Here is a 14,980-nt window from a genome sequence, read left to right as displayed (position 1 = left end):
GTTTCTATTAAAATTACGGGCTACTCCCCAGGAAAGATGAGAATAGCACTGAAAATGCCATTTTTTTTCAAAAATTCAGCGAATGACCCATTTTACTTCACCACAACTAAGCATAGATTCTCCAAAATAAGGGTTAATGATTTCTTCTTCCCTACTAAGCCAATCTGCGCCCACATTATTATCTGCCATAGGACAATGTTGCACATAAAGTGGAGCGTCCAAAGGGTCAAAAGCTTTTGCCAGCGCTATCATTGCTTCTGAAATGGCTATAAAGTTCTTTCTGACATCCTCTATTTGCTTATCGTTAAGGCCTTCCATAGTCTGTTCCAGCACTCGGGATATTTGCCGCCTCACCATTTTCGAATTGCTGCTAAAGTCATTATTATTCAAATTGGTAAATGCCTTACTCATGTTTCTGGCTCCCATTTTTGCTCCGGCATTATTATCTGAGGCCAGTGCATTTTTCATTTCAAAGTAAGCTTCAAATAAAGGTAATAAAGCCTTCTTTTCCTGTATGCTTATTTCCTGTAAATGGTGTTGATCTACCTGCTCATTTTCATGGCTCATCATGCTGGGCTTTCCGGCTAATTCTGCAGCAGCATCTATAGTGAACGCGCCATTTATTACAATCTCCTCTCCCCGCTGTAAACCTTCCTGCACCACATAGTTTTCACCCAAGGCTGTTCCCAAGGTAACTTCCCTCATCTTAAAGCCACCGCTTTCCTGCATATACACTACAGATCGCTTACCGGTCCATAGTACGGCTGATTGCGGAATAATAATCTCATCATTTCCCTGCTCCACAGGATTTTCAATAACACCGGAAACAAACATTTGTGGTTTTAACAGCCCTTCTTTATTGCTGATTTCAACTCTTGCAGTAGCTACACGGCTCTGCGAATTTATGAGTGGATCGATAAAGCTAATTTTCCCATCGAATGACCTTCCGGGAAGAGATTTTACTGTATAGGTCACCTCACTTCCCTCCTTTATCCATCCTAATTCACTTTCATACACATCAAAAAGCACCCATAGCTTTGATAAATCTGATATCTCATAAATAGGCACTCCACTTTCCACATAGTCACCTAACTCTACCATTTTATTGGTCACAATTCCACTAATATCCGCTTTTAATGGAAAAACCTGCTTTACTTTTCCACTACTAATAATTTCATTAATCTGATTTTCTCCTATTCTCCAATTATTAAACTTTCTTTTTGCTGCTTCAAAAAGCTGAGGTTGGCTTTCCTTAATAGAAGCTGCCTGAAGAAGCTCCTCCTGCGCTGCTACTAATTCAGGCGAGTAGATTTTAGCAAGCGTCTGCCCCTTTTTTACGCTCTCTCCTGTAAAGTTCACCATTAATTGCTCAATTCTGCCGGGAAAGTGGCTTGACTGCGTGTAGGTATTTCTCTCATCAATCTGAATTTTACCATTAAGCCTCACTTTTTGCCCTGCTTCAGTGGAACCAACTCTAATAGTCTGCACATTGGCTAACTTCATGGCCGACTCACTCATTTGGTATACAGCTGGATTAGCTTCCGAATCTTCTACAGCCAGAGGAATTAAATCCATTCCACAAATAGGACATTCCCCAGGTTCATTACTTCTAACCTGAGGATGCATAGAGCAGGTCCATATTTCTGCTGCATTGCTGATAGAATGGTCATGCACTGCTTCCTCATTGTTTTTCTCACCGCCAAAAATTAGCCATCCCAGCAACACACCTGCAATCAGAATTCCAGTTGCTTTCAATATATTATTAATATTCGTTTTCATTATTTTCACTTTTTGAAAGTAAATACTCTAAGTTTGCCTTCGCTATCAATGCATTTTTAATAGCTTCAATTTTTTGCGTTTTGTACATCAGAACATCCTGGTTCATTTGTAAAACTTCATCAAAATCCGTAAGATCATTGCTAAATCCGGACACTAACAATTTATTGGCCTGTGCAGCACTTTTTATCTGTCTGTCATAGAGTGCTACCTGTTTCTTCGCCTTATTTAATTCATAAAGGGCAGATTGATATTCATTTACCAGACTATTCATTTGACTTTCCTGCTGATGAATCAGGCTTTCTTCCATTAACTGCGCTTCTTTTGCTGAAGCACGATACTTCTTTCGGTAAACAGGCAGAGAAAGTGACACCATAGGCATAATGGCATCCTGACCATTCCTCTCCAGATCATCCACTGGTCGTTTGGAAATAATAGAATAATCTAATCCCAAACCGATATTAGGAAAACCTTCCTTCTTAGCCACCTGTTCCTGATAACCGTAGGAAGCTTCTTTCTGCTTAAGCGCCTTAATGGAAGGATGATTCTCAAGAAGTTCCATTTCATTTTCCAATAGAGGATTTTGATCTTCAATGAAAAGTGTATCTGCAACATTAATAGCTGATTGAACTTCTCTTGCTGTTAGCAAGTTAAATTTTGTCTGTATTGGCTCTAGCTCCTCTTTCAACCATTCTATTTCTGCTAAAGCAGCATCTTTCTGAATATCAACCTTAACGGCATTTACCATAGGTGCTTTACCACTTTCAAACCTGCTAATGGCTAGTTCTTTATAAGCGTTAAGGATTTTAAGATCTTCCTCTTTCAGCTTTATAATTTCTGTGAGTGCATAAAGCTCCACATAAGCAGAAGTCACATCAAAAATCACTTGTTTTCTCACTTCAAGATAATTTTGAAAGGAGGCTTCAGCTATCAAATTGGCTACCTCACTTTTTGCTTTATTGGTTCCAAACCAGGGAAACATTTGCATAAAAGAAAACCGGGCCTCTTGTGTTCCCAGTCTGGTTTCTATCATTCTGCCAAAAGCGCTGACTGTAAGCGTAGGATCAGGAAGTCCTGTTACCTGTGGTGATTTCTGCAGAGCAGCTTCAAATTGTGCATAAGCTGATTTGACGGCCGGATTATTCTTGACTGCCAATGCTAAATACTCATCCAATTGCTCTTGTGCATTAGCAGTTTTAGTAACATAGAGGATAAGAAATAAGCTACTGAATAATAAATATTTAACTTTTTTCATGTTAAGTTTCTTTAAAGTCAAATTCATTTTTTAATAGGTTCTGTGTTCTTTTTCACCACAGACTCTCTCCAAAGGGCCTGCAAAACCGGCACAACAAAAATGGTCATGATCTGTATAGTCATGCCCCCTACAATAGGAATGGCCATTGGCACCATAATATCAGAACCTTTTCCGGTGGAGGTTAGCACAGGAAATAAGGCAATAATGGTTACTGCGGTAGTCATCATGGCAGGCCTCACTCGCTTACTACCAGCTTCCAGCACCGCACTTCTTACTTCGGCTACAGTTTGCGGGTTATTTTTTTCAAAAACCTGATGGATATAGGTTCCCATTAATACGCCATCATCCGTAGCAATACCAAAAAGTGCTATAAAGCCTACCCAAACTGCCACACTTAAATTGATGGTTTCCATTTGGAACAGGCCTCTCATATTTGTATCAAAAAGGTTGAAATCCATAAACCATGGTTGTCCGTACAGCCAAATCATGATAAAGCCACCTGCAAAAGCCACAAAAACGCCTGAAAAGTGAATAGTTGAGGCTATAACTGTCTTAAATTGAAAATATAACAGCAGAAAAATAAGTATTAAGCAAATAGGTATAACAATAGACAATCTCTTGACTGCCCGTACCTGATTCTCATAATTCCCTGAAAACTTATAACTGACTCCTACAGGTACTACTAGTTCCCCATTATCAATTTTTTGCTGCAAATAAGCCTGAGCATCATTCACTGTATTTACCTCAGCAAAACCCTCGCGCTTATCAAAGAGCACGTACCCCACCAAAAAGGTATCTTCACTTTTAATCATTTGCGGGCCTCTGGTATACTGTATTTCTGCCAACTGCCCCAAGGGAATTTGTGCACCACCTGGTGTAGGAATTAAGATAGATTTAATACTCTCAGGGTCATCTCTGAGCTCGCGCGGGTATCTTACCCTAACAGGAAACCGCTCTCTTCCTTCAACTGTAGAGGTAATTTCCATACCTCCAATGGCCGTCTCCAAAGTTGACTGTACTGCCTCCACTGATAAGCCAAACCTCGCAATGGCCGAGCGATCAATAGCTATTTCAAGATATGGTTTACCTACAGTTCTGTCAGCAAATACCGCTTCTGATTTTACTGAAGGGACTTCTTTAAGCAGCTGCTCCAGTTGCAGCCCAAACTCCTGAATAGTTTGCAGATCAGGCCCATACACTTTTACCCCCATCGGAGCCCGCATACCTGTTTGCAGCATTACAAGCCGAGTCTCAATAGGCTGTAATTTAGGGGCAGAAGTCACTCCAGGTAGCTGAGTACGCTTTACAACCTCATTCCATATGTCATCAGGGTTCTGAATCTGAGAACGCCAGTTTCTGAAATAATCGCCTTCCTCATCTGCTATCAGTTCGTTTTGAGTAACTCCTGCTTTAAGTGCTTCATCATTCGTTAAGCTATCACCCGATTGAAGTATAAATCGATTCTGCTCATCCACTTTAAAAGTAAGAGGCTCTCCCCCTTCAGAAAGCATAAATTCCGGTTTATAATTTATAATGTTCTCATACATGGAAATAGGTGCGGGATCCAGAGCACTTTCAATTCTTCCTAATTTGCCAACCGCCATCTCTACTTCAGGTATTGCAGCAGCAGCGATGTCCAGCTTTTGTAAGATTTCCTTTGAGGCACTAATTCCTGCATGTGGCATGGTGGTAGGCATCAGCAAAAAGCTCCCCTCATTTAAGGAAGGCATAAATTCCTTTCCAACGCCTGGAAAAGCATGAGACATAGTACTCCAAAAACCTGTGCTGCGAACATTAAATCCTGGCTTATCTCCCCCTTTAGGTACAAAACCAAACATAGTAGAAAAACCTAACCAGATCATGGCACCGAAAGCAATAGTGACAAGCGGAACCAATAGAAACTTTCCTTTATTCACAAGGCACCAGTTTAAAATCGGCTGGTAGAATCTCACCAATCCCATTAAAACAAGTAGCGTAAGAGTGAGCAAAATCAGCACAAACAAGTAATTGGAAAATATCGCACTTTGATGTCCTAAAGGCATCCATTGTCCGGTTAAGAAAAATACCGCTACTGCCAGAATAACAAAAAGCATGATTTTTTGAGAATACTTGCCGGCAAACTCAGGCTTGTGGCTTTCAATTAATTTAATTGCTCCAATTAATGTGAGTGCTAAAGGAAGCCATAAGCTAAAGTAAATTGCCAGCACTACCCCTGCCAGTATCAGAAAAATATTCCATGCTTGAATTAACTTTGCTTTCCGCACCCTGAGGTTGAAAGCGAAGTATGAAAACATGGGCAAAATGATAATTCCAATAGTGAATGAAGCTGCCAAAGCAAAGGTTTTGGTAAAAGCCAATGGTTTAAAAAGCTTTCCTTCTGCATTTTCCATAAAGAAAACAGGAAGAAAACTGATAATAGTAGTAGCAAGTGCGGTAGTCACTGCCGGAGCCACTTCAATAGTAGCCTTATAAATAATTGATAGTAACTTTTTACCTTTAGCATCAGCATTTTTATCCATTTCTAAATGCCTGATAGTATTTTCTACAAATACTATTCCTACATCCACCATTACCCCAATAGCAATAGCAATCCCGGAAAGTGCCACCACATTGGCGTCTACCCCAAGGTATTTCATGGCAATAAAAGTGATCAGTACAGCTATAGGAAGTAATGAAGCTATGATTAATGAAGCCCTTAAATTCAAAACCAATACAATAATGACTATGATACTAATAAGAATTTCATGTGAAAGGGCTTCTTCCAGCGTGTAAATAGTTTCATTGATGAGTTTTGTTCTATCATAAAACGGAACTATTGTTAACTGGCTTACTGTACCATCTGCTAAGGTTTTTTTGGGTAAGCCGGCAGATATTTCCTTAATTTTTTCTTTCGTTTTTTCTATTACCTGTAAAGGATTAGCTCCATACCGAGCCACCACAACACCACCCACTACTTCAGCTCCACCTTTGTCTAAAATACCTCTTCGCTCCGCAGGCCCTAAGCTAACAACTCCCAAATCTCTAATCAGAACCGGCTTATTCTCCACTTCGGCCACAACGGAGTTTTCAATATCCTTGATTGACTTGATGTAGCCTAAACCACGCACGAGGTATTCTACCTTATTAATTTCCAGGGTTTTAGCACCAATATCCCGATTGGAATTTCTTACCGCCATCATTACCCGGTCAATGCCTATACCGAAGGCTTTTAGTGCATCAGGGTTAACATCTATCTGATATTCCTGGATGAATCCGCCAACGGAAGCTACTTCAGAAACGCCTTCAGTCCCGCTAAGGCCCAGTTTTACATAATAGTCCTGAATGGTACGCAATTCATGCAAGTCCCAGCCCCCTGTAACATTACCTTCAGAGTCTCTGCCTTCCAGCGTATACCAAAATACCTGACCAAGACCTGTAGCATCCGGTCCCAAAGTAGGCTTCACATCATCCGGCAATAAGTTTTCCGGCAAAGCATTTAGTTTTTCCAGTACACGTGTACGTGACCAATAAAACTCTACATCTTCGTTAAAGATTAAATAGATAATTGAAAAACCAAACATTGAGGTGCTCCGAACAGACTTTACTCCGGGAATACCCAACAAGGTGCTGGTCATAGGATAGGTAATCTGGTCTTCTATGTCTTGTGGAGAACGACCAGCCCACTCTGTAAAAACTATTTGCTGATTTTCCCCCAAATCAGGAATAGCATCAACGGGTACAGGATCTTTTGGTAAAAAACCTAAATCCCAGTTAAAGGGAGAAGTAACCAAGCCCCAGGAGACTAAAAAGACCAATAAAATAATAGTAACCAGTCTATTATATAGAAAATACTGAATAAGTTTATTAAACATTTCTAGAGAATTTGAATAAAATAATCCACTTAATGAAAATGCCATTAAAGCAATTCATCAGGTTTGCAGCTTCGGGAATCCAAGCTGTTTTGCGAATTATATGCTATTCAAATAAGAAATTGCTCGTGAATGATAGGAATATCTTGGACGAGTATGGGTGGAGAATAGAGGTGAGAAGAAACAACCGCAGAACTTTCAGTTAAAAGTAACTCAGGCACTAAAACAGCAGCTATAATAACCAGTTGTGCAACAGGTACTTTAGAAATGCTGGCGGAGGTAATCTCTTCCTGTGCTTCAACACTTAAGGTGTGGTCTTGGCAACAGGGTTTGCTATCCAGTACTGGTTGCTCTGCTTTATGGCAAACAGGCTTTACCTCTTCCATTTTGCAGTTATCACCTGCATCAAAAAAAGAAATATTTGCCAGCTCATCCATACAGAAATGCATGTTTAGGGAATAGCTAATAGAGCTATGCATCACCATAAAGGCTAAAATGATCGCTGATATTTTCCTTAGAGCTTGCAAATTGGATAGTTATAATAGCAAACATACGAAATTTGCTTTAAATAAGTTCGTTATAAAGTTAAATTAGCTATACATTCATATTATGTCATTCTCAATTCAGCGTGTCCAGAATTATCATCAGATAATTAATTTACCTGATGACAATTTCATGGTTTTTCAATTTTTAGTTAACAATAGTGTAACTACATCTTCAGCAGGAATGCTAATTTTCAAAGGCTTTTGAGTGTCTTTTAAATTTGCTTCCTTCCAAATATTTTGGATTTTATATACTTGCGAGGCTAAATTCATTTTATAGCCAAAGTCCGGATCAATAATCTCCTGTTCTTCCCATTTCATATTTAATTTTTGTTCATTTTTGCTCCTATTTAGAAAAGTAATTGCCCAATCTCCATTCGACAATGGTTTTATCCAGGTCTCGACACCATCTTTAGTTTGATATTTAAAAGCTTGTATTCCCAAGGCATCCTGACTAATAGCTATTATTTCCTTTTTGGTAAGTATATCAATAGTTTCCTGTGTCATATTACTCAAATCATTCCCTGCAATTAAGGGTGCTGCCAGCATTGCCCACATTGTAAAATGTGCTCTATCATGGTTAACTTTCATTCCATTTCCAACTTCCATCATATCAGGATCATTCCAATGACCAGGTCCGGCATATTTTCTTAAGCCTTCCTGCATATCTAAAATTCTCAATACACCAAAAGAGGACCAAGTACCATGGTCTTCTTCACAGTCCCAACAATTATAAATATCTCCTGTAGTTCTCCACAGGTGACCAACATCTTCAGCCCACTTCCACGGTTTGTTTTGACCCCATTCACATATACTTAAAACAATTGGCCTCCCTGCTTCATACAAAGCATCTCTCATGGTGAGGTAGGCTCCTTCTGCTTTTAATCCTTCAGTATTACACCAATCATATTTAAGATAATCCACACCCCATTTAGCATAGGTTTGTGCGTCTTGAAATTCTCTTCCCCGACTACCAGGTTTTCCTCCACAAGTTTGCCATCCTGCATCAGAATAAATTCCAAATTTTAACCCTTTAGAATGTACGTAATCAACAAGTGCTTTCATACCAGAAGGAAAACGTTCTTTATTTGCTGATATAAAGCCCTTTTCATCTCTTTCACCATGCCAGCAATCATCTATTATAATATACTCATATCCAGCATCTTTCATACCACTTGAAACCATTGCATCAGCCGTTTGCTTTATTAAATCTTCGTCCACATTACAGGCAAACTTGTTCCAACTGTTCCAACCCATAGGTGGTGTTTGTGCCAGATCCTCAAATTTTTGAGCTAAGACAATATTTATGCTCATTAAAATTAATAGCAGTAGGAATATATTCTTCATAAGAATGTGCATCAAATGTTAATCATCTATTGTTGAAATAAAAAATACTCTCTGGAGAAGACCAGAGAGTATTAAAATTAAACTAAACAAATTATATTAAATTAAACCTAAATCATCAATGTAGACAGTAGCTGGTACACTCCCTGCAAATTCTTGAATTACAATTTCTGTCAAAGTTTCTGGATCGCCTAATTCTGATAAAGGAACAGTGATATCATTCCACTCACCAGAAACTAATTCTATTTCTTTTCCTGCTTCATAATTTCCATTAAGTACAAGTTTTACTTTTACGGCATTTTCCCCTGCAAATAATGAAACTTTTACAGCCTCTTTATCTGAAAGTTCAATGGTGGCTCCTCCATTACCAATCTGGAAGCCAGAATAACCTCCTTCATAAATTCTTTTAATGGAATAAGTACCTCGCTTTACCTGTTCAGTACTTTCAAAATCTTCAGTACCAGACCATCCTCCTATCCACCAACCTGTAGCTAGGGCGTCATCATAAACTACAAATTTGAATCCAAAAGCTGCTGTACTTCTGGCTATGCCACCAGCTGTTTCAACGAAAATAAAAGCCTGAACAATTCCTTCTGGCACTTCAACTTTAATTTCAGTGCTTGAGGAAGAAACTACTATAGCCTCAACCTCTCCAAAACTTACTGAAATGAGTCCCTCAAATATTGAACCTTTAATTGTAACAATATCCCCTTCGCCAGCTGCCAATGGGGCAAAGCTTTCAATTTTAGGGGCAGGTTGGGCTATGGAAATATCCAAAGTTGCTTCGCCTTTAGTGGTGATCACCTTTATTTGATCCGATGCATTAAAGTAAGGGGCTTCATCAGGTACTGCTACAAAAATATTATTGGCTGTCACTAAAGCAGGATTAAAATAAGCTTCAGTTTCATTGATAAAAATCTGCTCAGTACCTAATAAATTGGTTCCATGAAGCACATAAAGATTTCCTCTCACAGTTTGTGAAATAGCAGAATCAAGATTTGCTGCCGGACTAATATTTTCAAGTGTAGGTGGTCCTGATGATACTTCGATCTCTTCATCTACATCTGTGCAGGAAAAAACTGAAACAAGTATTATTATGGAAAGTATATTTCCAATGAATACAGATAGATTTTTTTTAAATATTGATTTCATAACTTTTAAAGTTTAATCATTGAATTCATAAGGTACCGGGTCTTCTAATAACAGGGGGTTTAAGGCCACATCTACAGCTGGATAAGGCATAGTAAAATCTTCAGATGAAGGAGTATAAGTCTGAGAATAAATAACAGGAGGATCATCATTGCTATAGGTACCTCTCTCCTGATTACTAATAATTTCAATGGCCTGTTGACGATTTATTCTTCCTAAATCAAACCAATACTCTCCTTCGATGGCAAATTCTACTCTTCTTTCTTGCAGAATATCCTCAAAGGTAATAGATGGAAAAGTGCCTAAACCAGCTCGTTGCCTAATTGTATTAAATGACTGAAGAGCACCTTCATCAGCTGTGCTTGCCCCACCTGCTAAAATGGCCTCAGCATGAATGAGTAATACATCAGCATAACGCATAATGTAGGTGTTATTGGCTGTTGCCTGTGCCAAACCAGCCCCACCGTTATCCTGAGGAGTACCTACTACATATTTTTTAATACCAGCTTTTGTATTCTGTGCATTAACATCCTCAGGAACGGTATAACCTCCATCTGATGATCTGATTTCAGGATAGTAATCTCCTGCCAACATAATAGTTGCCTTACGCCTTTCATCTCCTGCTTCATAAGCTTCCTGCAAATCAATTGTTGGGCCTATTACTCCGTAACCATCACCAGTGCCAGTAATAGTAGAACTAATTGCAAATGAAGCTTGCATGGCATTTCCTGTACCATAGCTTGCAGCTGTCCACTGCATAGCTACTATAGATTCTTCGTTATTGTTAAACTCGGTTTTAAATAAGTCTGCATAAGAAGTTCCAGGAACATCTACTCCTAATAGTTTAAATTCACCACTGTTAATCACTTCTTGTGACAAGCGCTGCGCCTCACTATATTCTTCCTGATACAAGTGTACTTTAGCTTTTAGTGCTTTAGCTGAACCGCTGGAAACATGTCCGTTATCGGCATAGTTACCTCCTCTGTTTTTGACGTAAAGGTTTTCAATAGCAAATTGAAGGTCTCTTTCAATGAATTCATAAATATCCTCCACCCTGTTAGTAGGGATTTTAGGGGAGAAAACATAATCAAGACTGTTTTCAACAATAGGAACCGGTCCCCATATTCTCACTAAGTAAAAGTAAGCTGTAGCTCTCATAAATCTGGCTTCACCTAAAGCATTATTCACAACTTCCTCCCCAACATTAGCTCCCACTCTTTCGGGTAAATAATTAATTAGTGCATTAGATTGAGCTATTACACCCCAAAGAGATTCCCAGCCGTCTGTAAGTACTGTATTATCTCCTGTTACTGTGAAATTCCCAAAATTGATAACATCTCCGGAAAAGGTTCTTGCATTTCCTGAAGCTAATTCAGTGATTGACCAAAATGCTTTAGTATTAAAATTAAACCATGTAGTGCCGTAAAGTGCATTTAGACTAGCCGTTATTTCTTCTTCACTGGAATAAAAATTATCCAAAGAAATGCCATCTTCAGGAGGTCGGTTCAAAAACTCATCCTGACATGCACTGACAAAAATGGTTATGAAACTAACAGCCAGAAAGAATATATATTTAAAATTTTTCATCTGTTTATTATTTTAAAATTAAAATTCAGCATTTATACCAACTGTAAATGTTCTTGGAATAGGATATCTACCTATGTCTACACCCATCTGCAAAGCATCTTGATTGAAAGCTCCTATTTCAGGATCGTAGCCAGTGTAATTGGTAAATGTGTGCAGGTTTTGAATACTTGCAAATACTTTTAACCTGTTAATGCGTACTCGCTGAGTAAGATCTTGATTTAAGGTATAACCCAGTTTAATATTTTGTACTCTTAAATAAGATCCGTCCTCAACGTACCTGTCTGAAATGAAGAGATTGCTATTATCATCTCCTCTTTTTGGTCGAGGATATTTCGCATCTGTATTTTCTTCTGTCCAATAATCTGAAGATTCTTCTAGTTGATTATTATACAATCTGGAAAGACTTGATGTCTCTTTTCTGGTAAGATTAAGTACATCATTACCATATGACCCTTGCAGAAAGATGGTAAGATCGAAATTTTTATATCTAAAATTGTTAGAGAAACCAAAAGTGAAGTCAGGATGTGGGTTACCTATAAAAGTTCTATCATCTTCATTAATTACACCATCATCATTAACATCTTCATATTGTATATCACCTAACCAGATTCCTCCTAACTCTTCAGAGAATGGTGTATCAAATTGCACAGGTAAATCTTCAAAGGCTGTCTCATCATTAAAAATACCTTTTACTTTATATCCATAATACAGCCCAATTGGCTGACCTTCAATGGTTCTTGTGAGCGGTGATGATAAAAATCCTGTTGTAATGGTTCTAGTGATATCGAAATTATCTCCATATAAATCAATTACTTTATTTTTATAATGGGATAAATTGAGGTTAGAAGACCATGAGAAATCACTATTCTCTGAAACGAGAGAGTAATTAATTGATAAATCAATACCTCTATTCTGCAATTCTCCTAAATTAACATAAGGGGAACCAACGCCTGCCAAATAAGATTCGCCTCCGGAAGGACCTGTTAAATACAATGGAAGAGGAAGTTGATATAAAAAGTCTTTTGAAGTTTTATCATATACTTCAATATTAAAGGAAAGGCTCTCTTTAAATAATGAAAAGTTTAACCCAATGTTAGTCTGGTAAGATTCTTCCCATTTCAAATCAGGATTAGGAATATTTGTAACATAATATCCTTGTCCTAAGCCTGTTCTTACATCAGCAAGACTTGCTCCATACAAATAGTTGGGAATCCCCTGATTACCTACTACACCATAACCAGCTATTAATCTCAAATTACTGAAAATATCTTTATTAACACCTTCCATAAAATTCTCGTTAAAAACTTTCCAGGAAGCTGAGAAAGATGGGAAAACACCCCACTGTGTATCGCCTAAGGGATCAAATTTGGAAGAACCATCAGCTCTCACAGTAGCAGTTACACCATATCTGTTGTCGAAATCATATAGTACTCTGGCATAGTATGAACTGAGCGCCTGACTTCCCTTATAAGCATCGGCATTAATTAAGGTACTGGCATTATTCATTGTTTGAATATCGTTACTTACGAAGCCCTGCCCTATAAGACTCCTACCTTCCCATGAGGATTGCTGAGCCTCTTGTCCAACCAACAAAGTGATATCATTCTTTTGACTGAAAGCTTTTTTGTATGTAAAGTAATTTTTGATGATCCAGAAAGTATTGTTTGCATTACTTTGATATAAAGTAGCGTTATCATTAATAAACCTTCCCCATTCATAAGTAGGAGTAAATAAGTTATTTTCATCAAACCCAAAATCACCACCAATTTCAGTTTTAAAACTTAAACCATCCATTAATTGTAATTCAGCATAAAAATTTCCCAAAACTCTACTCCTCACCAATGTGTTGGTTCTGCTCAGTGCCTGTGCTACAGGGTTAATATTTCCTTCCACTGCACTAGGGTTAGGTGGTGGACCGGCAAAAGAACCATCAGGATTTCTTACTGCCACGTCCGGAGCCTGTAACAGGCCTAAACTCACTATTCCATTCCTATTACTGTTTAATGTTATGTTTTCGTCTGTCTGACTTGCTGTTAAGCTAATTCCAACCTTGAACCACTCTTTTAATTTAGCATCAACATTAGATCGTAAGCTGATTCTATTAAAGTTAGAGCCTATCACTATACCATCCTGATCAGTGTAACCTCCTGAAATAAAATAATTTACATTATCCTTACTGCCGGAAAGAGATACTTCATGATTTTGCATGAAAGCTCTTTTAAAAACCTCATTTTGCCAATTGGTTCCTTCTCCTAATAGTTCAATATTAATAAATTCCACTCTAGGCTGAACTCCATAAATACCAGCTAAATCATTTTGTAACTTAGCATAAGCAGGAAGGTCCATTACATCTATCAATTTTTGAGGTTCCTGAATGGCAAAGTAATTACTATAAGTAATTTTACCGGTCTCCCCTCTTTGCCCTCTTTTTGTGGTTATAATAACTACTCCATTAGCACCTCTGGAACCATAAATAGCTGTTGCTGAGGCATCTTTCAAAATATCAAGTGAGGCAATATCATTCGGATTAATTGCAGCAAGAGGGCTCACTCCTGTTTGTCCGTTTCCATTAAATGAACTGGCCGCTGTTCTCCCGCTTGTGGCTGAGTTTGTGGCATCTCCTGAAACTGGCACTCCATCGATTACATATAATGGCTCATTGGAGCCTGTTATAGATGTAATACCTCTTACCCTTACAGAAACTGCTGCTCCTGGTTGACCAGAGTTTTGTGTAACTGTAACACCGGCAGCTCTTCCCTGCATTAATTGATCAAGACTTGGCTGCGGAATGTTTTCGATAACATTTGCATCAATACTTGCAACAGAACCATTTACATCTCCTCTTTGCTGAGTACCATAACCAATAACTACTACTTCTCCTAATTGTGCGATATCTTCCTCTAAAGCAACATTAATAACGGAGCGCGAACTAACAGAAATAGTTCTGGTTGTGAAGCCTATGAAACTAAATTTAAGACTAGCATCGTCAGGTACTTCTAAGGAAAAATTTCCGTCAATATCAGTAGTGGTTCCTGAAGAACCGTTAACTACTGTAATATTTACTCCCGGAAGGGACTGACCATCTTCAGCCGTGGTAACCTTTCCTGTCACCACATTCTGAGCTTCTGCCAAGTATGCAGTGAAAAAAATTAGCAACGTAAGGAATACTCTCTTTTTATGATGAAACCTTACCCATTTGTGACTTAAAATTTTATACATATTATTGTTTGTTTTGAAATAATAGAAATAAAAATTTTCCTATCGTTAATTAACCTAGTATTAATTTACCATTTATATATAGTATTTTGATTAATATACTACCAAATTTAAAGCATACATTACCCTTCTGTTAATATTATTTTATCAATTAATGATTAAATATATTCGATTATGAAGTGTAATTAAGCATAATGATTATGACAGCTTCTCTCGTGCAGGCTCAATTAGTATTTAAACACTTATAAGAATTCAAAAACAAA

General features: G+C 38.1%; 8 protein-coding genes. All 8 read right to left on the bottom strand.

Annotated features, from left to right (window positions below):
* Positions 1–75: 75 nt before the first annotated feature.
* Complete coding sequence (locus tag IEV85_RS09515; protein WP_188462658.1) at positions 76–1,779, bottom strand: efflux RND transporter periplasmic adaptor subunit; 1,704 nt, start codon at positions 1,777–1,779, stop codon at positions 76–78.
* Positions 1,763–3,031 (bottom strand): TolC family protein, encoded by a 1,269-nt coding sequence (locus IEV85_RS09510; RefSeq protein WP_188462656.1) that lies wholly within the window; start codon positions 3,029–3,031, stop codon positions 1,763–1,765. The genes IEV85_RS09515 and IEV85_RS09510 overlap by 17 nt, the downstream gene beginning before the upstream one ends.
* A gap of 23 nt (positions 3,032–3,054) precedes the next feature.
* A complete protein-coding gene (locus IEV85_RS09505) occupies positions 3,055–6,882 on the bottom strand; it encodes an efflux RND transporter permease subunit (RefSeq protein WP_188462654.1) in 3,828 nt (1,275 codons plus the stop codon).
* A 107-nt stretch (positions 6,883–6,989) separates the two neighbouring features.
* Positions 6,990–7,406, bottom strand: a complete 417-nt coding sequence (locus IEV85_RS09500; RefSeq protein ID WP_425562889.1) for an HYC_CC_PP family protein — start codon at positions 7,404–7,406, stop codon at positions 6,990–6,992.
* Positions 7,407–7,562: 156 nt separating this feature from the next.
* Positions 7,563–8,768, bottom strand: coding sequence for an alpha-galactosidase (locus IEV85_RS09495; RefSeq protein WP_188462650.1), 1,206 nt, complete (start codon positions 8,766–8,768; stop codon positions 7,563–7,565).
* 96 nt (positions 8,769–8,864) lie between these two features.
* On the bottom strand, positions 8,865–9,917 hold the full coding sequence (locus tag IEV85_RS09490; protein ID WP_188462648.1) for an IPT/TIG domain-containing protein: 1,053 nt from the start codon (positions 9,915–9,917) through the stop codon (positions 8,865–8,867).
* Between the two features lie 12 nt (positions 9,918–9,929).
* Entirely contained in the window at positions 9,930–11,501 is a 1,572-nt protein-coding gene (locus IEV85_RS09485; protein ID WP_188462647.1) for a RagB/SusD family nutrient uptake outer membrane protein, read from the bottom strand.
* A gap of 18 nt (positions 11,502–11,519) precedes the next feature.
* On the bottom strand, positions 11,520–14,720 hold the full coding sequence (locus IEV85_RS09480; RefSeq protein ID WP_188462645.1) for a SusC/RagA family TonB-linked outer membrane protein: 3,201 nt from the start codon (positions 14,718–14,720) through the stop codon (positions 11,520–11,522).
* Positions 14,721–14,980: the final 260 nt, after the last annotated feature.

Origin of the sequence: Marivirga lumbricoides (genome assembly GCF_014636295.1) — a bacterium.
Classification (GTDB): domain Bacteria; phylum Bacteroidota; class Bacteroidia; order Cytophagales; family Cyclobacteriaceae; genus Marivirga; species Marivirga lumbricoides.
The sequence above is the reverse complement of the archived record's forward strand: the minus strand, read 5'-3'. Positions and strand labels throughout refer to the sequence as shown.